Origin of the sequence: Shewanella sp. LC6, from assembly GCF_006385735.2 — a bacterium.
In the GTDB taxonomy this organism is placed as follows: Bacteria; Pseudomonadota; Gammaproteobacteria; order Enterobacterales; family Shewanellaceae; genus Shewanella; species Shewanella xiamenensis.
The window spans coordinates 1,169,002-1,189,106 of record NZ_CP043902.1; the positions used below are offsets into that span (position 1 = coordinate 1,169,002).

Sequence of the window (20,105 nt, forward strand, 5' to 3'; positions counted from 1 at the left end):
GTTTAGTTTTTTGAGGATAACTCAATGGCTTTATTCAAGGCGCAGACAAAACTGCCGATATCGGCTTTGCCAGTTCCCGCAAGATCGAGCGCCGTACCATGGTCAACCGAGGTACGGATATAAGGTAAACCTAAGGTAATGTTTACCGATTTGCCAAATCCTTGTGACTTTAGAACGGGTAAGCCTTGGTCATGGTACATGGCCAGTACGACATCCGCGTCCTGTAAATATTTAGGTTGGAACAGGGTATCGGCAGGGAGGGGGCCGACAATGTTCATTTGATATTCTTCACGCAGTTCATTCAGTGCCGGAATAATCACATCGATTTCTTCCCGGCCAAGATGGCCGTCTTCACCCGCATGGGGATTTAAGCCACAGACATAAATCTTAGGCGAAGCAATGGCAAACTTGCTGATAAGGTCAGCGTGTAAAATCTTGATAATATGATGTAAGCGTTGGCGTGTAATGGCTTTAGCAACATAAGCCAGTGGAATATGAGTGGTCACCAGTGCCACTTGTAAACCTTGAGTTGCTAACATCATCACTACATCGGGGCAGTTAGCCTGATGGGCAAAAAACTCGGTATGACCACTAAAGGAAATCCCTGCTTGATTGATGATCCCCTTATGCACTGGGCCGGTGACAACGGCATCAAACTCGCCACTCATGTTTTTTTCACCCGCGTAACGCAGAGTCTCAACCACATAGGTACTATTTTGCTCATCAAGTTGCCCACAAACGGCTTCAGTGACGAGCTTGAAGGGGGCTATTGTCAGCGTACCTGCTGCTTGAGGTTTTGGGGCCTGATCAGGCAAATAGGGGCGAAAGGTAACATGAAGGCCAAGTCGTTTAGCCCGGCTGGCTAATAATTCAGGATCCGCACAAACGACTAACTCAGCAGGCCAAGCCTGCTGAGCCAGTTGCACGACTAAATCGGGGCCGATACCCGCAGGTTCTCCGGGGGTAACGGCAATACGTTTAGTGGTCAATTTACCTTAACCTCGATTAGACTCAGGCTGAAAGACTTCAATGTATGCGTCGGCACGCATTTCGTCTAGCCAGTTTTGCAGTTCTTCGTTAAATTTGCGACGGAAAATCAGTTGGTGCGCACGGTTAGTATTAAATTGATCCGTGGCATCGGTTTTTCTACGCTCTTCTAACTGAGTGATATGCCAGCCGTGGGTAGTACGGAAAGGCTCACTGATCTGATCAGGGCTTAAACTATTAAGTGTCTGCGCAAATTCTGGCACATAAATACCTGGCTCTGCCCAACCTAACTCGCCCCCCTTAGTCGCTGAACCCGGATCTTCAGAGTATTGACGGGCTAAATCTTCGAATTTAGCTTCGCCTGAACGAATTTGCTTCAGGAACTGTTCTAACATGGCCTTAGCGCGATCTTCCGACAGAATTGGCGATGGCTTGAGCAGGATATGACGCGCTCTCACTTCTTCAATTTCTTTGGTTTGTAAACCACGAGCATCCATAATCTTGATGATATGGAAGCCAGCACCGCTTTTAATTGGGCCGATAATATCGCCTTTTTTGGCGCCATTAATGACTTCAGCAAACAGGGTTGGCATCTCGTTGATGTTCATATAATCCCAAATACCGCCTTCAAGTGCTTTAGGGCCAGATGAAGAGGCGATAGCGGTGCGGCGGAAATCCTCACCACTCTTTAAACGTTCAAGCACGGCATTGGCGCGTTTGCTTGACGCTTCGAGTTGTTCACTAGTGGGATTATTGGGTACATCAATCAGGATATGGCCGATTTGGTATTCGACGTCCTTCATGCCTTGCTCTTGGATCAGTTTCACTAGGCCAGTGATTTCCTGTGGTGAAACTTGGATACGGCGTTGTACTTGAATACGTTGGATTTCACCTAAGGTGATTTCTTCACGCAGTTGCTCACGGTATTGTCCGAAGCTTAAGCCTTCGCTCTCAATTTTTTGCTGCATTTGCGCCACGGTCATTTTTTGTTCGCGCGCAATGTTTTCAATTGCTTGGTCTAACTGTAGGTCACCAATATGTAGACCAATGCGATCCGCCATTTGTAATTGCAGACGAGTCAAAATTAATCGCTCAATAACCTGGGTGCGCAGTGCACTGTCGGAGGGTAACGATTGATTCGCGGCCTTAGCATTGGCTTTAACCGTGTCAATCATATTGGTGATTTCACTTTCGAGCACAATACCGTCGTTGATTTGAACGGCAACACGGTCGAGTGGCTGGGGAGCTGCCATGGTTGGCTGGCTGATAGCGAGTGCAAATAAAGCAAAAATCAGATGTTTACTGGGTTTCATCCACAAAATCCTTGGCACGTTCTAAGGTCAGATTCGACGGCTTATTTAAGTTAACTTTACCATTTATATCGAAATTACAGTGAGTTGCCTAAATGTTCTTTTGTTGGTAACTCTTAAAAGATGCGTCACTCAATTCAGTTATTGGGTGAACGCACAGCTTTCATTAACTTGTTTGGACTCTCAGTCCTTGTTGAGGTTCAGCAATCTACCACAATTCTTTGCTAATTCCTCAGATAAAGCGGTTTTCTGTAGTTAAACAGACCATCATTGAGCATATCCGTTACACCTAATGGACCAGAACCACCGAGCCCTTTGATGACTAAGTTGAGGTACACACCACGCTCAAATTGCTCGCGCTCATCGATAATGGCTGAGCCGATGTTGTCATCGTAGTTGGTTTTAATGCGATAGTGATAACTGAGGCGGATTGCATAACAGCATGATTCATATTGGAAACCTGTATAGGTTTCTATGCTACGACTCTCGTTGAGGTCATAGTACCAGTTGCCAACAAAATAGAGGCTGTCATTGATAGGCCAAGCTCCGCGAACACCTGCTTGGGAGATATTAACCAAATCGTTAGTGTTAGAGTTCAGTAGATCGGGTACATAACGATAGCTTAATTGCAGTAGTTTGTTGGCTTCAGGACGGAAGTCTAAGGTGACTTCGGTCTTTTTATTGTCACTGGTGTTGGTATCGTACTGAATGGCTGCGCCTAAATACCAGTCTTGGCTTAAACGAGTATCTAACTCGGCCGCCAATACTGAAGTTGATTGATTTTGCTCAAAAATATTATCTTCGAAGCCTAGCTTACTGTCTTGAAGATAGAAGATTTGTCCGAGACTGAATTTGGTCGCTTCTTGGTTATGGTCATCGAAGAAACGAGTTGTAATACCAAGAGTCACTTGGTTGGCATCGGCGATACGGTCAAGGCCAGAGAAGCGGCGATCCCGGAATAGACCAAAGTAGTCGTCCTGCAATTGGGCGGTATCGTAAATACCAATACCCCGTTGATCCTCATAACCTACATACAGATACTGGAATTGAGGTTCGAGTGTTTGGCGATAATTTTGCTCAAATATTTCGGTAAAACGTTCGAAGTTGATTTGTCCGTTGATACGCACCTGAGGAATGGTACGGCTTACAGTGTCATCTAAGGTATCAAATTTAGTGTTATTTTTGTCCTGCCAATAGTTAGTTTGCATTAACTTTAATTGGCTCGTCAGTGAGCCTGAAGGACCATGGATTGGCAGTGTTAGGCTGGGAGCCATATGCAAACGGGTTGCCGTGTTTACATCGTCATCTTGGTGGGCAAAATTGGTCAGCTCTGAGTTAAAACCAAAGTCCAAGTTGTTCCAAAAGTCGGCGGCACGGTAGTTAAAGTTAACCTGTGGCATCACTTGGTATGGCTTTTCATCTTCGCCCAGTACTTTAATATCCTGCACCCGAGTGCTGATATCCCAATCACGTTCGAAGTAACTGACTTCGCCAATCCGTGATAATTGGTTATCGGTCGCACGGTTAACATCAGACTTTAAGTCGTTGAAATAGTTGTTATCCGAAACTTCAGTAAAGTTAGTCAATACTCGCCAGTTTTTATCGATAGCTCCCTGGTGTTGCCAGTTATACAGGTAACGATTTGGGCTGCCGCCGATCATTCGATCACTGCCTAGATATTCAAAATTCAAACGGCCATTTTGAGCTTCACCCGCGAGATAACGAAACTCAGTTTTAGTGAATAACCCGCGGTTAGTCATATAGTTTGGCGTAAATGTCAGGTCGTATTCCGGTGCAATATTCCAATAGTAGGGCGCTGACACCTCAAAACCGTTGGTGGTGCTGGTGCTAAAGCTTGGATAGAGGAAGCCTGTTTTACGTTTGTCTGAAACCGGAACCGTCATATAAGGGATGTAGAACACCGGAATATCGGCCACTCGCAGCTTGGCATTCCAGATCTCGCCCCATTCTTCTTCGCTGTTGATCTTAATTTTTTCGGCTTCAAGCAACCAAGAGACGTTGTCAGGCGGACAGGTGGTAAAGTTCGTATTGGTTAAAATCAGGTTGTTGTTTATGGTGATTTGCAGTTTTTCTGCATCACCGTGCACCTGTTGCCCGTGCAGCCAATACTGTGCGCCTTTGAGGGTGGCACGATTGCTGCGCATTTGCGCCTGTAGCGAATCTGCGGTAACGGTAAAATTGCTGTCTTGGAAGACTAAGTTGCCATTAGCATCAAATTGTTCTGTGGCTTGATCGAGGATGGCTTCATCGGCAGCGATGTGTCTATCGCCTTGGCTGAAGACCACATCACCGGTAAAAATCGCTTGCTTACCCATTTCAGCTTTTGAGCGGTCTGAAGCTATTCGAATTTTTGCTTGTTCAGCCGCACTCAACCCCGGTTGAGATACGATACGAGGTACTGGCGGTTCGATTAGGCATTGTGATGCTGAGGTTGCGGGAGATTCGTCTGCCAGGACTAATTTAGGTAACAGGCTCAAGGCCAGAAGGTAACGGATCTGCATCTTAGGTCAATAATAATGATTTCTTAGTCTGGACAAGTATCGACGGGGAAAGTTGCAAACTACAAGTGCAACGCAGCAAATAAATCTCTCAATTTCTTAGCTGTTTCCAAATTATATGCCAGCTATAATAAAGCAATTTTTCTATAAGAGCCATGAAATGACTTTATCCGATCCGAGATTTATTTCCCTTAATCAGTGGCTGAACCGTTATTTTTCCTATGATGTGACCCCGATATTGATTTCGGGTGATGCTAGTTTTAGACGCTATTTCCGCGTCGTTGCGCGTGATGCTAGCTATATTGTCGCCGATTCTCCGCCCGCCTTAGTGCCTATCGCGCCTTTTATCGCCCTCGCTAGTAGCTATGCTGCGGCGGGACTGACAGTTCCAAAAGTGATTACTTCCGATGCCGAGCAAGGTTTTATGCTACTGAGCGATCTGGGGGATACCCAGTTATTGTCTGTACTTACGGACGATAATGTCGCTGATTATTACTGCCGCGCATTGGCATTATTGCCCCAGGTGGCCTCAGTGGTTGAGAGCCTTGATCCTGTCACAGGCAACACGCAGCCCTTGCCTTTATATGATGAGGCGTTTGTGCGCCGCGAGTTGGGGATCTTTACTGAGTGGTTGTTAGAGAGGCATTTACAACTCGAACTTAGCCATGAGGAACGCTTACTGCTGGAGAAGAGTTTTGGCCTCTTAGTAGAAAATGCCCTCGCTCAGCCAAAGGTGGGGATGCACCGGGATTTCCATAGCCGTAACTTGATGCTCAAAGAGGGCGAGCTGTGCGTGATTGATTTTCAAGATGCGGTGCTAGGGCCTGTGACCTACGACGCTGTGTCTTTACTGCGGGATTGCTATATCCGTTGGCCGCAAACCATGGTGCTGGAATTAATGCAGCAGCATTATCAGCAAGTGCTTGAGTTAGGGCAAATTCCGGCGCAGACATCCTTTACCCAGTACCAAACTTGGTTTGATTTAATGGGGCTGCAGCGCCATATCAAAGCTGCGGGTATTTTTGCCCGTTTACACTATCGTGATAACAAGCCCGCCTATATGGCCGATATTCCGCTAACCTTGTCCTACATTGTGGATATTGCCAGTGTTTATCCTGAGTTGGCACCATTTTCCGCTTGGGTGCAATCGCGCGTTGTGCCTGCGTTTGCGGCCAAGGAAAAGGATACTCAGCAGGGAGACAAGCAATGAAGGCGATGATCCTGGCGGCAGGCAGGGGAGAGCGTTTACGCCCATTGACTGACTCTTTACCAAAACCCCTAGTACCGGTGTTAGGTAAGCCGCTGATTGTGTACCATATCGAGAAGTTAGCGGCGGCGGGTATCGTGGATATCGTGATAAATCACGCTTGGCTTGGGCATAAGCTGGTCGAAACCTTAGGGGATGGTCACGACTTTGGGGTCAAGATCCAATATAGCGCCGAAGCATCGGCTCTCGAGACCGGTGGCGGAATTAAGCAGGCCATATCTTTGCTGACTGACGGCGATTCGGATGCGCCGTTTTTAGTGCTCAATGGTGATGTGTTTATCGATGCCTTGCCGACGATTGTCCCCTTAGCGGATACAGCTCTGGCGCATTTATGGTTGGTGCCGAATCCCGAGCAACATCCTAACGGCGACTTTGCCTTAGAACAGGGCCTTGTACGTGAACAGGGTGAGCAAAAATACACTTTCTCTGGCATGGGCTTATATCGCCCATCATTATTTGACGGTACGCCGGATGGTGCCTTTGCCCTTGGGCCTTTGCTGCGGGCTAAGATGGCCGATGGCCTGATCACCGGGGCACACTTTAATGGACTCTGGTGCGATGTTGGGACGATTGCGCGTCTGCAAGCATTAGAGTCAGCGCTAGCGTAATGGCATATCGCCTAATGTTTAGCGCCCTGACTTAACGGTTTCACTCGCGATGTCGATTGAGTGACTGAATAAATTATCAAATTGGGAATTAAGATGCGCCTTTGGGGTAAGTTTTTTGGATTTGTTATCGGGTTTATGTTTGGCCGTATTTTCGGTGCTCTGCTGGGCTTATGGCTTGGGCATCTCTACGACAAGCGCGCCGGTGGTGGCGCCAGTTTTAGTCAGATCTTAGGTCAAGCCAAGAATCGACAGGGGATATTCTTTAACACCACCTTCGCCGTGATGGGCCATGTGGCCAAGGCGTCGGGTCGAGTGACTGAGACCGATATTCGTATCGCGACTATGTTGATGGACCAGATGCGCTTAACGGGTGAAGCCCGTAAAGAGGCGCAGCAGGCGTTCCGTGAGGGTAAAGAGCCCGACTTTGACCTGCGTAGCAGCCTGCAAGCCTTTCGCGCCGTGACTCAAGGCCGCCAAGAACTGGTGCAAATGTTTATCGAGATCCAAATTCAAACCGCCCTATCGGACGGTGAGCTCGATGCCGCAGAACATGCAATTCTGATGACGGTGGCCCAAGAGTTAGGTTATGGTCGTGGGCAACTCGATGAATTACTTAAACGTTGGCAAGCGGAATATCGTTTTCACCAAACCTCTAATGGAAATAAAACCTCGATTACCGACGCCTACCATTTGCTCGGTATTAATGCCGAGGCGACGGATCAAGAGGTCAAGCGGGCCTATCGCAAGTTGATGAATGAACATCATCCCGATAAATTGGTTGCTAAGGGGTTACCACCCGAGATGATGGAAATTGCCAATCGTAAAGCGCAGGATATCCAAGCTGCGTACGACAGAGTGAAATCGGAGCGCGGCATGCGCTAATGCTTCGGTTAGCGTTGTCGACGCAAGGAATAATAACGATAGATAAGGGATTAAGATGAAATACGTTAACCGATTAACTGTGATTGCAGGTTTATTACCTCTAACCCTCGCATTACCAACCTATGCCGAACCCGAGCTGTTTGTCGCCCCCTACGGTGGTTACAGCTTTGGCGGCAGCTCGTTCGATATCAATGAACTCGATGCGAACAACGCTGAAACCAATAATAAGCAGAGTGTGGGTATTGAAGAGGCGAGCCATTACGGCCTCATGTTAGGGATTGGCACTAACGATCCCGGCAATATTTATCTGCTTTACAGTCGCCAATCCTCCGAGCTGAAAAGCGGTGGCCTGTTTACCCCAGACTTAGTCGCCTCCTTAGATGTGGACTATATCCACCTTGGCGGCACTTTATTCTTCCCAAGTGGCGATTTTCAGCCCTACATTACCGCCAGTGCCGGGGTGACTCGGATGATGCCCGATGATTGGTCAACTGAAACCCGTTTCTCCATGGGCATTGGTGGTGGCGTCGAATATCGTATGATGCAAAACTTTGCGTTGTTTGCGGATCTGCGTGGCTACGCGACCTTTATTGACAGTGACACCTCACTTTTTTGTAATGAAGACCAATGCTTATGGCATGTCACATCGGATGTAATGTGGCAAGTGCAAGCCAATCTTGGGGTCAAACTCAGTTTTTAATTTTCCTGCTTTATGGGCAAGGCGCAAACGCAGTTAAGAGGTAAAGATGAAAATAGTCGTACTCGATGGTGAAACCTTAAATCCTGGGGATCTAACCTGGCAAGCGGTCAGCGCATTAGGGGAATTTAGCTGTTTTGCTCGCACGCCCTCGGCGGAGATTATCCCCCGCGCTCAGCATGCCGAAATTGTGCTCACCAACAAGACGCCCCTCGATGCCAACACCTTAGCCCAACTGCCTAAGCTTAAATATATCGGCGTGCTCGCCACCGGCACTAACGTGGTGGATCTTGCCGCCGCAAAAGAGTTAGGTATTGTGGTCACCAACGTACCCGCCTATGGCCCTGATGCCGTTGCGCAAATGGTGTTTGCCCATATTTTGCATCACACGCAAGCGGTTGCAGCGCACCATCAAGCCGTTGCCGCAGGGCAATGGAGTAATTGCAGTGACTTTTGTTTGACCTTAATGCCGCTGCAATCCCTTAAAGGTAAAACCTTAGGCTTGATTGGTTATGGGGATATTGGCCAGCAGGTGGCTAAACTCGCCTTAGCCTTCGGTATGAAGGTGTTAGTCAATACCCGCTCCGAACCCCGTGATTTACCCCAAGGTGTGAGTTGGACATCCCGCGATACGGTATTTAAGGAGTCCGATATTCTCTCGCTCCACTGTCCACTTACCCCTGAGACCACCGAGCTGATTAATGCCCAAACCCTCGAATTAATGAAGCCGCAGGCGCTACTGATCAACACCGCGCGCGGCGGCTTAATCGATGAGGCCGCGCTGGCTACGGCATTAAAGCAGGGCAAAGTCTTTGCCGGCGTCGATGTTCTCTCAACCGAACCACCGAGTGCAGATAATCCGCTACTAACAGCGCCCAATATCAGTATCAGCCCCCACAATGCTTGGGCGACCAAAGAAGCGCGGCAGAACTTACTTAATATCGCGACGGCAAATCTCAGCGCTTATTTAGCTGGCGATAGAGTGAATTGGGTAAATCCCTAAGGCTTGTGGGTTAGCTTGTTCCTGTAGGAAACGTTTTCATTCCAAAGAAATGCAGTTGGAATTGAAGGGGGAAAAATGTGTTGGATAGTTCCCTTAACGGCATAAAATTTGGGGGAGACGATATTTAAGTGCTGAGTTATAGGTGAGCCATGGTATTCGCTCATCGACACGCAGCGAGTCCGTCCGTGGATGCTCGACCGCCCCGTCCATGGGGCGGACGGTCGTCTCGCAAACCACCATAGCTCACCTGCTTAGCATCGGCGTCGCATGTAGGTTTTAACAAAGAAATAAGCAACACAACTATAATTTTCGAATTTCGGATTAAAACTTCTATGTAGATAACGCTTGCCACACACGCGAGCAACGTGTTGCGAGTCGAGTGCCCAAAGGGCTTACGTTTGATGGCGTTTTTTAAATTGCATGACTTTACTCATGAGCTTTTTTAATTACCAACTGCTCACAACCTTTAAAGAAAATACCTTTATCAGCAAATTTTCTGCATAGACTTGGAGCAATGTCTGAAGCCATCGGACCTTCAATACCGCAAGAGCCACATAACAAATAAACAGTACCCTCTATATTCCGAACACATCAACTAAATGGAATATGTCTCTTAGTACTGTCGTGCAGGATTTTTATGCCACACGCATCGCATTCATACTCGGTCAAGTTATTCACAGAACTTCCCCAATGCAATTTATCGCCCTGTTAAGGGGTTAGCAACGCAAAACTAAACGCAACGCATAGCAAAAATGCCACGCGTTGCGAATCACTCTTAAACAGTTTGTATAGCTAATTTCAGTTGACAATGCTCTAATACGAGCTTGCCTAAGACATCCCAAAAACGTGACAATACGTCGATAAAATCAGAAATGAAACCATCATGAATAATAAGGCGATTACCTGAAGTAAGAGATAATAACTTACTATTTTTGACAAAATTCTGAGCATGAGACTTATCGATTATGGAACCATTATGAACAATGAAGTTCCTCAGTTTGTTTACATTAGAAATAAACTCTTTCTCTTTTCCAATAGATTCAAAAGATAGGCTAACTACTTTTTTAAGATAAGAAAATGACCTAGTAATACCTCTATCTTTTAGGTCAGCAGCTTTAACACTAAATGCGAATACATCACCAAACTTTGTACAAAGAACATTCAGGTGGTGCTCTAATAAGTTAAAGATTGATATAAGCAATGATTCTCGATGAATACTGGGGAAGAGCTCAACCAATGTTGAGTCCCATTGATAAAAATCAATAATATCCTCATGAAACTTACTTTCAGAATGGCTTAACTTTGAAGATATTTCTGAGTCTAGTTCTTTAGATTTGGTACGCGATAACTCTTCAAGTTCGCAATTGAAGTGTTTAAAGTAAGTTAGCTCTTGTATTACTTGTTCGCAATAGAAAGGTAATCTACTTTTAAAAATTGTTAATGAATCCATTTCACCTTCTTACATCAATTGCCTTAGCTTAACGCCCGCTTAAGTGCTGAGCAACGCTACCACAATACTAAATTATTGTGCCGTAAACACAAAAGCTAAATCAAACCAAAATAGCCGAGCGTTGCGAATTAGCCTTGAAGCGTTTGTATGGCAACAGTAGTAGGAATTTTCGATTGAGATAACGAGCCGAAACACGAAAAGGGGCATAAAGCTTTTAGGCAGATGAACAGCTCGATGGTCGTAAAGATTGCCATTGTTGCAACAGTGACCGTTGGCGGCATGGCCACTCTTTCACATCCATGTGAACGCGGCATTTACACTTACATGTGTTACAGATGCCGCCGTCGAGCCTATAGGGACAACTCTTGTTAAATAAAGAGGCGGCGTGTCACTGGGGAAACAATGGCAATTAATAGCAGTGTTAAGGTTCGTTAGAGTATTTCTAATCTTGAAATAATTTGAGTCTTTAATATTCAGAATCATGCTTTATAACTTCTGCACTTAACCGCATAAGTGAAGAGGGTGGAATATTCGCTCTGCTTTAGCGCCTTTCTTTGGTGATAAGAAAGGCGCTTTGTGTTTTTACTGTTTACGCTTTCTTCTGCGCCACGCGTAAGCGCCGAGTAGGGCGGCGATGATGGCAACGCTGACGGCCGCAGGCTTTTTCAGTTTGTGGTAAATCGCATTCCACTCGGCGATTTGGTTGGCTTTTTCCCGTTCGACGGCGCGGTCAAAGTCTGGGGGTTCACACTGCGTACCAAAATTCTCCGCCCAAGGCACAAAGGGGCCGTTGGCGACGTATTTTTTATAGTAGCGTTGGGCGAGTTCATCATCGCGATATAACACCCAACCTGTGGCTTGGCACAATAACGCCGCATAGGCTTGGCTGTTGTGGGGCACGAGATCGGCGGCCTTGCTTGCTAGCTCGGCAGCTTGGTAGCGATAGTGGAAACGTTTATCGGGAATCGCTTGGCTGGCGCTAATGCGTTGCTGCTCTTTATCGCTGAGCTTATCCGCAGTATACCAATCTCTTAAGTCGAACATCCCGGCGTAAATCGAATAATCCGGCGCTAATTCAAAGCCTAAGATTTCCATACCTTGATGACGCGCGAGTTCGGCGGCAGCCCAATAGGCGCGGGCGCTCTCAATACCCTTGCTACTCTTGGCTGTGGTCAGTGCCTTGCCATACTCCTGCACATTGGCATTGAGTGTGGGATTACTGAAATAAGCAGGGGCTTCGGCAATCGCGCCTTCACGCAGTAAGCGACGACCCAGTAAGTAACGCAGGCGATTGTTGAGTGGCTCGACACTGTCGTACCAATCGCTGTCCTTGGGATACTCGAAGTTCATTACCGGCACATGCTCGTCGATAAACAGCTTAAGCTCGGCGGTGGTGAGCACGCGCTCGGCTACATAGGCGATATCCTGCCAATACTCATCACCACTGGCGAACAGTTGGTTTAGGGCATCGACATATTCGCCCCGCTCAAGGGATAGCACGCCCTGCTCGGCGCGAATACGGCAATAGGTGGCTTGCTCTGCATCGGCTTCAATGGCCTGTTGTTGGGCATCCTGTTGGCTGGTAGTTGCGGTAGCAGCGTTCATATCCGTTGGGAAATGGCGCACCGCTTCGGCATAGGCCTTAGCGGCTTGAGCTTGATCACCCTTTTGCATCATTAATTTGGCCGTGAGCCACCAAGTCAGGCCGCTGGGTTTAGCGAGGGCAATGAGGCGCTCGGCACTGGCATAGTCGCCCAACTGATAGTAAATCGCGGCTAACTTATCGCCTTGGCTCAGCATGAGGCCATCGGTTGGGAAGACGGTCAGCGTTTTAGCGACCTGTTGCCCCATTTCTGTAAGCTGTCCATCAAAGGCGAAGTCATTGGCGCTGCTCTGCCAGTAGGCGATAAGCAGTTGCTGCACGCTAGGCTGCTGCAATAAGGGTTTTAACTCTAAGATATTTTTTGCCATTAGCGTGCGGCTTAACATCAATAACGAATCATAGCCACTGCTGTCGCCCTCGGCCGATTGAGTGGCATATAGCTCAATAATCTTATCCAGCGTGGCGGGATTTAAGGCCACATCAATTTTTGGCGGCTCATATTCCCCACGAGTGACTTCAATTTGAGCTTGGCCTTGATGCAGCAGAATATAAGCCTGCTCGCCAAGGCCGGCTAAGCTCAAGCGCAGCGGATCGGCGGCGCCTTGAGTCACCTCAGCTTGTAGCTGCTGCAAGTAAGCATTGGCTTGGACAAAATGGCTATTATCGTTGGCGGTTTTGCTCTTAATCAGCTCGATACGAGACAAGCTATACAGCGCCCACAGGCTGCGGCCCGCACGCTCACTCTCAGGTAGGGCGATGACCTTTTTAAAGTAATCGCTGGCTTTATCGTACTTTTTGGCATCAAACGCCATGGCGCCAAGGCTGTACCAAGTTAAGGCGGATGGTAAGGTTTCTTTTAACTGCGCGGCGATTTGCTCGGCTTCTGCCAAGCTTTGCGCATCACGCAGGCTATTAACTTGCGCAAGTTGAGCCTCGGATAACTCACTGTTTTCATAAGCGCGAGTCTGGGAAAGATAGCGACTGTGTGCCTCATCCCAAAGATACTCCTGCGCCGCTGGCGCACCCTGAAACTGCCAAGCCAGTGGTTTGGCTAAACCGCTTAGCTGCTGGCTAAAACTGGTTTGCGGTAAATAACTTAGGTTATTTTGCCTGTCTTGAGTCAACTGTAATGGGAAGTCGGGGCCACAGGCTAATAGCATAGGGGAGAAGAGACTTAACCCAATCAGGCTGGTTTGTTTTAATTTGGTTTTCCAGCGTGGAATAGCCTTCGCTGGCAATGAATTTGACTTATGGCGCATAAATTCCCTGTAAATGTAATGACTCACAACGTGCCCAACCTATGACTCTGCGTCCATTTGGGCTTAGCTCGACCGCTGAGATTAAATTCGGCGCAAACTGCGAGGAGGCTGGTGCGGCTGCGCGCTCCTTTGAGGTGGCTTGCGGTAACTGCCACACTAATATTCCTTGGTTTAATTTGGCTTGATAACCGTTTTGGGCATCATACCCGCTGCACGCCTGCGCCGCTAGGGACAACTGGCCCGGCAACTTGCCCGCAAGATTGCCCTTATTGACTAGCACCAGTTGAAATAAGCGGCTTCCCGGCGCCTCCTGTTGGGGCGACTCGGTATTGGCTTGGCTTAAGATTTCTAGCTCAATGTGCGGGGCGAGTGGTTGCTGCTTGGCGACGGCAATCAGGGTCGAGAGTGGCCAAACCCGTTTATCCCCTTCGAGGGGTAATCGAAACCAAATCATTCCCTTAAGCTTTGGGTCGGCAAAGGTATGCAGTTTTTTTACAAAGGACTGCAACACCAGTGGATCGGCCATTAGCTCCTGCCGCGCTAAATGCTGTGAAGATACCGTGTCTGCCAAAGGCATTTGCATCGGCACTTCACTCTCTACCCGATAACCCGCTGCCGTGCTATACACCGCCGAGCCGTAGGAGGGCAGGGCGATGAGATAGGGCACCTTAGCTAACCGTGACAGCTGCTCGACCCATTGCCAACCTTGGGTGGCGTCGAACAACCCTAAACGCGGATCGCTGACACTGTGAATTTGCAGTACCAGCTCATCGATATTGTCAAACAACGCCGGAAACTCCGAGCTGCTCATCCAAGCGGGCAATGAAGTAATACTGAGTTTTAGCGAGTGAGGTAATTGGCTTTTTAACTCGCGTAAAAAAGCGTTATAGGCCGCGAGTTTACTGCTGGCGCTATCGTGGTCGATTTCAATTCCCGCAAGCCTTGTGCCCTTTGCCTGCCAGTCTTGAATGAGCGCGAGGATTTTTTGGAAAGCTTCGTGATTATTTAGGCGCGTTAGTTGACCATCTAATCTTATCACCGCCACTTTAGGGCGAGGATCGGCCTGTAACCAGGTATGGTTGACCTGCACTTCAAACCAGATATCCGCGCCATTGGGTTTGGGATGGGCTTGCAATGCTAGGATGCGAACGCCATTAAAGGTGTTTTGGCTTTCGACCAAGGCGCTTTGATTGGCATCGCGCCATTGCCGCTGCCAAACATACACCTCTTGGGTTAACTCACGCGGGGCGGCGGTATCTGCCTTTATGCTCGATGTATCTTGATTCGCAGGTTGACAGGCGCTAAGGAACACTAAGCCCAAGGATAACGCCAGTAACTGGGATAACCTGAGCAAAAGTGAAAGGGTGCGATGTATCGCTTGCAAGGATTTTGAGTGCTTGGGCTCAAAGTGCTTGGACTGAAAGCATCTAGAGTGAAAGCGCTTAGAGTGAAAGAGAGTGGAATAACGACTACGTAAATCCATGGGATAAGAGTAAAAGCCTAGCGTGGATTGTGCCAAATAGAGGGCTACTATGCCTCAAAACCACCTTGGATTGCATCAGGCTTTTGCATTAGACGCGAAATCAATTTGGCTGGATAAGATATGGCTGTTAACTCGGCTTTGATGCCTTAATAACGCGCCCAGCAACAGGCTGGGCGCAGTCATTATCGCCAAGGTATTGGCGACAAGTTGTTAAGCATTCATGCCTAGAAAATCACTTTTACCTTAGATGCACTATCCAGCGCTTTGTTGACTGCGCTTTCGATATCTTTATCGCGGGCGAGGGCAACCCCTAAACGGCGGCGACCATCGATTTCAGGCTTAGCGAATAATCTGAGCTGAGTATTCTCCGCCGCCAAGGCATCGGCAAGACCTTGATAGCGAATGTTTTTCGATTTGCCTTCCACCAATACTACCGCTGAGGCGCTGGGGCCATGTTGGTGGATATTCGGGATCGGCAGGCCAAGAATCGCCCTGACATGCAGTGCAAACTCGGATAAATCTTGGCTAATTAAAGTGACTAAGCCGGTATCGTGCGGACGAGGCGAGACTTCAGAGAAGTACACATCACTGCCCTTCACAAACAGTTCTACCCCAAATAAGCCGTAACCGCCGAGGGCTTCCACCACTTTGCTGGCGATTGTTTGGGATTTTGCCAGCACGTCGGCCGACATGGCTTGAGGCTGCCATGATTCGCGGTAGTCGCCGTCTTCTTGTCTGTGGCCAATCGGCGCGCAGAAGTGGATACCGTTAACCGCACTAATGGTTAATAGGGTGATTTCGTAATCGAAGGGGATAAAGCCTTCAACAATAACGCGACCACCGCCCGCGCGGCCGCCTTCTTGGGCGTATTGCCAAGCTTTGGCGCTTTGAGCCGTATCGCGGATAACACTTTGGCCCTTGCCCGATGAACTCATCACCGGTTTTACCACGCAGGGCACCCCAATTTTGCTAATCGCTTGATTAAATTCGGTTTCAGTGTCGCAGAAGAAATAGGGCGACGTCGGTAAACCTAAGGTTTCGGCGGCGAGGCGGCGAATGCCTTCTCTATCCATAGTGAGCTTAGTTGCGCGCGCGGTCGGCACGACATTGAGGCCTTCGGCCTCCATCTCAACTAGGGTTTGAGTGGCAATAGCTTCAATCTCGGGGATCACTAAGTGGGGTTTTTCTAGCTCAATAACGGCGCGAAGGGCCTTGGCATCGAGCATATTGATTACATGGGAGCGATGGGCTATTTGCATGGCGGGGGCGTTGGGATAACGATCAACGCCTATCACTTCAACACCTAAGCGTTGTAACTCAATGGCGACTTCTTTACCTAGCTCACCGCAGCCAAGCAACATGGCGCGTCGAGCGCCCTCGGTGTAAGGAGTTCCTATCATGGTGTGGGTACCTTTTTATATTGGGATAATTGACGCCTTGGGACGTTCTTACGCCATAGTCTACCCCGATTGGCGGCAAAGCATGAGACTGAAATTAACAACTGTGTTTTTGATCAAGCTATTTAAGGGGGATTAGGGCGTGTTGACGTTTCGAGATTAGATTTTGTTCGTTCTGGCAAGCACGTGCTCGCGAAACGAGGAATGATGTGTAGTTATTCTACTCAAATGACGAGCGACAAAGAGCAAGGGCTTGCCAGACGAACCCTTCGGGCAGCATTTGGCTGGCTTTTCTGCTGCGTTATCGTCCGTTTATGTAGAATAACTACACTGCACGGACTTTGCCTTGCATAAAATCTAGCCAAATCGCTGCAAAAATAACCCTGAAACGTCAACACGCCCTAGTGCTTGGCATGGTAAAAATCCTGTTTGTAGCGGTGTTTTATGTTAACTTTTGGTTTCATAACGGATTATGGACTTAAGATATGCAAGACATTCGCGATTTGACCGCTGTACTACGCTCTAAAACGCCCATCGTGGTGATTGAAACCTATGAAGAATATCGTGTTGTTGACATGCTTAAGCGAATCGCGAATGTACTCTATCAGCCGCTATTTACTTGGAGTATTACCCAAGGGCTTACGCGGATTGATAAGCCGATGCCTGCACAGAAATTTAATACTGAACCCAGCGATATCTTGGGGCAGATTAAAGCGACGACCCAGCAGGGGATTTATGTGCTCTGTGATTTTCATCCCTTTGTGATTGATGCGCCAAAGAATGTCCGTCTGCTGAAAGAAATCGCCCTCGAATACGATGCGCTGCAACATACGCTGGTGCTAGTGAGTCATGCCTTTGAGATCCCGCCGGAAATTAAGCGTTACTGCGCTTATTTTCAGCTTACCCTGCCGAGTACCTCGCAGCTTGAGAACCTGATTTATCTTGAGGTGGATAAAGTGCGCACCCAAGGCATGCCATTGAATGTGGATGATAAAGCCGTGATTAAACTGGCGGAAAATCTGCGCGGTGTGACCTTAGATGATGCCAGGCGATTGATTCATAAAGCGATTGTGGATGATGGCGCCATTACTCACTCAGATGTTGACCTGATCAACAAAGCTAAATTTCAGTTGCTCGATCTTAACGGCATATTGCAATTTGAGTACGACACCAGTGATTTTTCGCAGATTGCCGGATTACATAATCTCAAAAAATGGTTAAAACAGCGCGCACCAGTGGCACAGGTAACCACCGATGCTAAGGCTGCGTTACAACCCGATGCGCCAAAGGGGGTGTTATTACTCGGAGTGCAGGGCAGTGGCAAGAGTCTTGCGGCCAAAGCGGTGGCGGGTGTGTGGCAGCGGCCCTTGCTCAGACTCGATATGGGCGCCTTATATAACAAATACATAGGTGAAACAGAGAAGAATCTGCGCAATGCCCTTGAGTTGGCCGATATGATGTCGCCCTGTATTCTATGGATTGATGAAATTGAGAAAGGCTTAAGCGGTAGTAGCAGTGATGAGGGCACCTCCACCCGTATTCTTGGCACACTATTAACTTGGATGGCAGAGCGTAAGTCTGAGGTGTTTGTGGTCGCCACCGCTAACGATATTCAAGCCCTGCCGCCAGAACTGATGCGTAAAGGGCGAATGGATGAAATCTTTTTTGTTGATTTACCCGACGAAACCATCCGCAAGGCGATTTTCTTGATCCATTGCCAGCGCCGCGGTATCGATGTGACTCGGCTCGATCTTGCCCAGCTTTCACGCCATAGCCAAGGGTTTTCGGGGGCTGAAATCGAGCAGGCGGTGATCGCCGCCATGTACAGCGCCCGCAGTTTAGGGCGCAGTCTTGACCAAGACTTGTTATTAGAAGAACTGACCAAAACCAGACCGTTATCGATTGTGATGGGCGATAAGATAAATGCCCTCAGGCAATGGGCCGCAGGCCGCACAGTCAATGCCCATGAGTAGCAACTTATTTCGCTATGACTGATCGCGTTCTGGTGACGTATGGGCGGCGTATGGGGCGGCTGAGCCTTATCCACCATAAAGCGACTTTAGATTTCAGTGTTGGCTTTTGGTTGGGGAAAGTTGGATATCATCACAGTCGATGTTAACTTGCTGGTGGATATGGATTATTTTTCAGTTTCTAATGGCAAGTTTTTAGTGTGAGTAATATTTGCCGTATGTGTTGTACCACATGATAAGCAGGGAAGAGATGAGTTTCGAGCAAGAGTTTACAGAAAAAGTCGATGGCTACTTAGCCAAGCTCACCGATAAGTTACAGCCCATTCTTAAGCAACTGATTGAGCATGACTATCCCCAAGAGGTGGCCACGCTGGCGTTTGAAGTTTTTGTCGATCGTTTTTCATCCCAATTCCCGGTGCGGGTATTTTTTATGGATAAAGATAACACCGAGTATTTTGTGGAGCTCGATGGCAAGGCTGCATACCCAGCACCAGTCAATCCGAATTTGCTCGATATAGACTATGTCTATCCTGATGAGTTTGAAGAGGAATATATCGACAAGGATGAAGACCTTGACCCTTGGCAGATTGCGACAAACGCGCTTATCGAATGGTTCTCCAAGTGCTGGATTGCGGCAGGTGGCAAAAGCTTTAAACTAAATGCCAATATCGCCCCCCATGACAGCCACTATGAGTTCAATTTAGTTGAAATTCAGTGGCAAGAACGATGCTAACTCGCTTGAAGTCAAAAGCTTTTAAATCAAACGCTTGGCTGTTGTGATTCTTGGGTTAATGCCAGGCTGAAGCCGTGATATCGTTATCCAGCCTTGGTTTGCTCGCCTCTACATCGGGAGTAACCCCATAGAAATCTAAGCTGACATTACCTTCCTGCAAATCTCGTCTTTGCTTACTTTACGCGTTGCCCACTCTCGCTAGCCTCTTTTCGATACAAGACATAAAGGCCTAAGCTTTTGAGCTATCCCAGTCTCGTCTCTTGCCGTATTTGGCAAGCCATAATTCATATCTTAGCGATAGCAATTTGTCGACACTGGCCGCCTTTCCTTGGATGCCATTTGTCGCATCGCAATAAACCATTGTGTTTTTGATCAAGCTATTTGGATGGTTTTGTTGCGAATTTGTCATTCTGGTGTAGATCTATATTGTGTCGCAAATTGAACGACACGGCTTGACAAAGCACGATTTTGGTATGGGTGGTTTTACCGAAATTAAGATCGGGAAGGGAGTGGGAGCTGAGCATGTTTTTGGACTATTTTGCCTTAGGCATTTTATTTTTTGTCATTGTGGTGATTTTTTATGGCGTGATTGCGATTCACGACATTCCCTATGAAATTGCGAAAAAGCGCAATCATCCCCAGCAGGATGCATTGCATATTGCAGGCTGGGTAAGTTTATTCACGTTACATGCAATTTGGCCTTTTTTATGGATTTGGGCGACCTTGTATCGAGAGGACCGAGGCTGGGGATTTAGTAGTGTGATGAAGCGCGAGCAGGCATTGGAGGATGATGTTAAAGCGCTAAGGGAAACAGTAATGGCCTTACAGGCAAAGCTTGAGCAACTTGAATCGGCGCCTATTCCCACTCCGGCAGCAGCAAGCGTTGAGACCATTGCTGCAACTTCCACTGTCGTAAGCCCAAAAGTCGAGGTATAAC

General features: G+C 47.9%; 15 protein-coding genes. 8 read left to right on the forward strand and 7 right to left on the reverse strand.

Features of this window, described 5'->3' with window-relative positions; translation table 11 throughout:
• Nucleotides 1–2: 2 nt before the first annotated feature.
• The 3 genes from pdxA to lptD form a co-directional block, all read right to left on the reverse strand.
• Nucleotides 3–989, reverse strand: a complete 987-nt coding sequence (pdxA, locus tag FJD32_RS05225) for a 4-hydroxythreonine-4-phosphate dehydrogenase PdxA (protein ID WP_037421414.1) — start codon at nt 987–989, stop codon at nt 3–5.
• Nucleotides 990–995: 6 nt separating this feature from the next.
• Nucleotides 996–2,300, reverse strand: coding sequence for a peptidylprolyl isomerase SurA (surA, locus tag FJD32_RS05230; RefSeq protein WP_037421411.1), 1,305 nt, complete (start codon nt 2,298–2,300; stop codon nt 996–998).
• 221 nt (nt 2,301–2,521) lie between these two features.
• Nucleotides 2,522–4,819 carry an LPS assembly protein LptD gene (lptD, locus tag FJD32_RS05235; protein ID WP_088586794.1) on the reverse strand — a complete coding sequence of 766 codons (2,298 nt, stop codon included), beginning with the start codon at nt 4,817–4,819 and terminating at the stop codon, nt 2,522–2,524.
• Between the two features lie 115 nt (nt 4,820–4,934).
• Here lptD and FJD32_RS05240 point away from each other — a divergent pair, with 115 nt between their 5' ends.
• From FJD32_RS05240 to FJD32_RS05260, 5 genes are all read left to right on the forward strand, one after another.
• Entirely contained in the window at nt 4,935–6,026 is a 1,092-nt protein-coding gene (locus tag FJD32_RS05240) for a phosphotransferase (protein ID WP_140906498.1), read from the forward strand.
• On the forward strand, nt 6,023–6,691 hold the full coding sequence (gene murU, locus FJD32_RS05245; protein ID WP_140906499.1) for an N-acetylmuramate alpha-1-phosphate uridylyltransferase MurU: 669 nt from the start codon (nt 6,023–6,025) through the stop codon (nt 6,689–6,691). The genes FJD32_RS05240 and murU overlap by 4 nt, the downstream gene beginning before the upstream one ends.
• 93 nt (nt 6,692–6,784) lie before the next feature.
• A complete protein-coding gene (gene djlA / locus FJD32_RS05250) occupies nt 6,785–7,573 on the forward strand; it encodes a co-chaperone DjlA (RefSeq protein WP_011718024.1) in 789 nt (262 codons plus the stop codon).
• Nucleotides 7,574–7,628: 55 nt separating this feature from the next.
• Nucleotides 7,629–8,273, forward strand: a complete 645-nt coding sequence (locus tag FJD32_RS05255; protein ID WP_140906500.1) for an outer membrane beta-barrel protein — start codon at nt 7,629–7,631, stop codon at nt 8,271–8,273.
• A gap of 46 nt (nt 8,274–8,319) precedes the next feature.
• Nucleotides 8,320–9,273 carry a D-2-hydroxyacid dehydrogenase gene (locus FJD32_RS05260; protein WP_140906501.1) on the forward strand — a complete coding sequence of 318 codons (954 nt, stop codon included), beginning with the start codon at nt 8,320–8,322 and terminating at the stop codon, nt 9,271–9,273.
• Between the two features lie 775 nt (nt 9,274–10,048).
• Here FJD32_RS05260 and FJD32_RS05265 read toward each other — a convergent pair.
• The 4 genes from FJD32_RS05265 to purT form a co-directional block, all read right to left on the reverse strand.
• The gene (locus FJD32_RS05265; protein ID WP_037421390.1) at nt 10,049–10,723 is read right to left on the reverse strand and encodes a hypothetical protein; all 675 of its coding nucleotides are present in this window, start codon (nt 10,721–10,723) and stop codon (nt 10,049–10,051) included.
• Between the two features lie 582 nt (nt 10,724–11,305).
• Nucleotides 11,306–13,585 (reverse strand): tetratricopeptide repeat protein, encoded by a 2,280-nt coding sequence (locus FJD32_RS05270; protein WP_140906502.1) that lies wholly within the window; start codon nt 13,583–13,585, stop codon nt 11,306–11,308.
• Nucleotides 13,575–15,068: a DUF3142 domain-containing protein gene (locus FJD32_RS05275; protein ID WP_140906522.1), complete on the reverse strand. Its 1,494-nt coding sequence runs from the start codon at nt 15,066–15,068 to the stop codon at nt 13,575–13,577. The genes FJD32_RS05270 and FJD32_RS05275 overlap by 11 nt, the downstream gene beginning before the upstream one ends.
• Before the next feature lie 224 nt (nt 15,069–15,292).
• Nucleotides 15,293–16,468 carry a formate-dependent phosphoribosylglycinamide formyltransferase gene (gene purT, locus FJD32_RS05280; protein ID WP_140906503.1) on the reverse strand — a complete coding sequence of 392 codons (1,176 nt, stop codon included), beginning with the start codon at nt 16,466–16,468 and terminating at the stop codon, nt 15,293–15,295.
• A gap of 482 nt (nt 16,469–16,950) precedes the next feature.
• Between purT and FJD32_RS05285 the strand changes: the two genes are divergently transcribed.
• From FJD32_RS05285 to FJD32_RS05295, 3 genes are all read left to right on the forward strand, one after another.
• Nucleotides 16,951–18,438 (forward strand): AAA family ATPase, encoded by a 1,488-nt coding sequence (locus FJD32_RS05285; protein WP_140906504.1) that lies wholly within the window; start codon nt 16,951–16,953, stop codon nt 18,436–18,438.
• Nucleotides 18,439–18,685: 247 nt separating this feature from the next.
• Nucleotides 18,686–19,168, forward strand: a complete 483-nt coding sequence (locus FJD32_RS05290) for a hypothetical protein (RefSeq protein WP_140906505.1) — start codon at nt 18,686–18,688, stop codon at nt 19,166–19,168.
• Nucleotides 19,169–19,690: 522 nt separating this feature from the next.
• A complete protein-coding gene (locus tag FJD32_RS05295) occupies nt 19,691–20,104 on the forward strand; it encodes a DUF3302 domain-containing protein (protein ID WP_140906506.1) in 414 nt (137 codons plus the stop codon).
• Nucleotide 20,105 lies beyond the last annotated feature (1 nt).

What these genes read in the sequence shown, in the direction of transcription:
- surA (WP_037421411.1), bottom strand. Translation starts at nt 2,300, where the DNA reads ATGAAACCCAGTAAACATCTGATTTTTGCTTTATTTGCACTCGCTATC.
- lptD (WP_088586794.1), bottom strand. Translation starts at nt 4,819, where the DNA reads ATGCAGATCCGTTACCTTCTGGCCTTGAGCCTGTTACCTAAATTAGTC.
- FJD32_RS05240 (WP_140906498.1), top strand. Translation starts at nt 4,935, where the DNA reads ATGCCAGCTATAATAAAGCAATTTTTCTATAAGAGCCATGAAATGACT.
- murU (WP_140906499.1), top strand. Translation starts at nt 6,023, where the DNA reads ATGAAGGCGATGATCCTGGCGGCAGGCAGGGGAGAGCGTTTACGCCCA.
- djlA (WP_011718024.1), top strand. Translation starts at nt 6,785, where the DNA reads ATGCGCCTTTGGGGTAAGTTTTTTGGATTTGTTATCGGGTTTATGTTT.
- FJD32_RS05255 (WP_140906500.1), top strand. Translation starts at nt 7,629, where the DNA reads ATGAAATACGTTAACCGATTAACTGTGATTGCAGGTTTATTACCTCTA.
- FJD32_RS05260 (WP_140906501.1), top strand. Translation starts at nt 8,320, where the DNA reads ATGAAAATAGTCGTACTCGATGGTGAAACCTTAAATCCTGGGGATCTA.
- FJD32_RS05265 (WP_037421390.1), bottom strand. Translation starts at nt 10,723, where the DNA reads ATGGATTCATTAACAATTTTTAAAAGTAGATTACCTTTCTATTGCGAA.
- FJD32_RS05270 (WP_140906502.1), bottom strand. Translation starts at nt 13,585, where the DNA reads ATGCGCCATAAGTCAAATTCATTGCCAGCGAAGGCTATTCCACGCTGG.
- FJD32_RS05275 (WP_140906522.1), bottom strand. Translation starts at nt 15,068, where the DNA reads ATGGATTTACGTAGTCGTTATTCCACTCTCTTTCACTCTAAGCGCTTT.
- purT (WP_140906503.1), bottom strand. Translation starts at nt 16,468, where the DNA reads ATGATAGGAACTCCTTACACCGAGGGCGCTCGACGCGCCATGTTGCTT.
- FJD32_RS05285 (WP_140906504.1), top strand. Translation starts at nt 16,951, where the DNA reads ATGCAAGACATTCGCGATTTGACCGCTGTACTACGCTCTAAAACGCCC.
- FJD32_RS05290 (WP_140906505.1), top strand. Translation starts at nt 18,686, where the DNA reads ATGAGTTTCGAGCAAGAGTTTACAGAAAAAGTCGATGGCTACTTAGCC.
- FJD32_RS05295 (WP_140906506.1), top strand. Translation starts at nt 19,691, where the DNA reads ATGTTTTTGGACTATTTTGCCTTAGGCATTTTATTTTTTGTCATTGTG.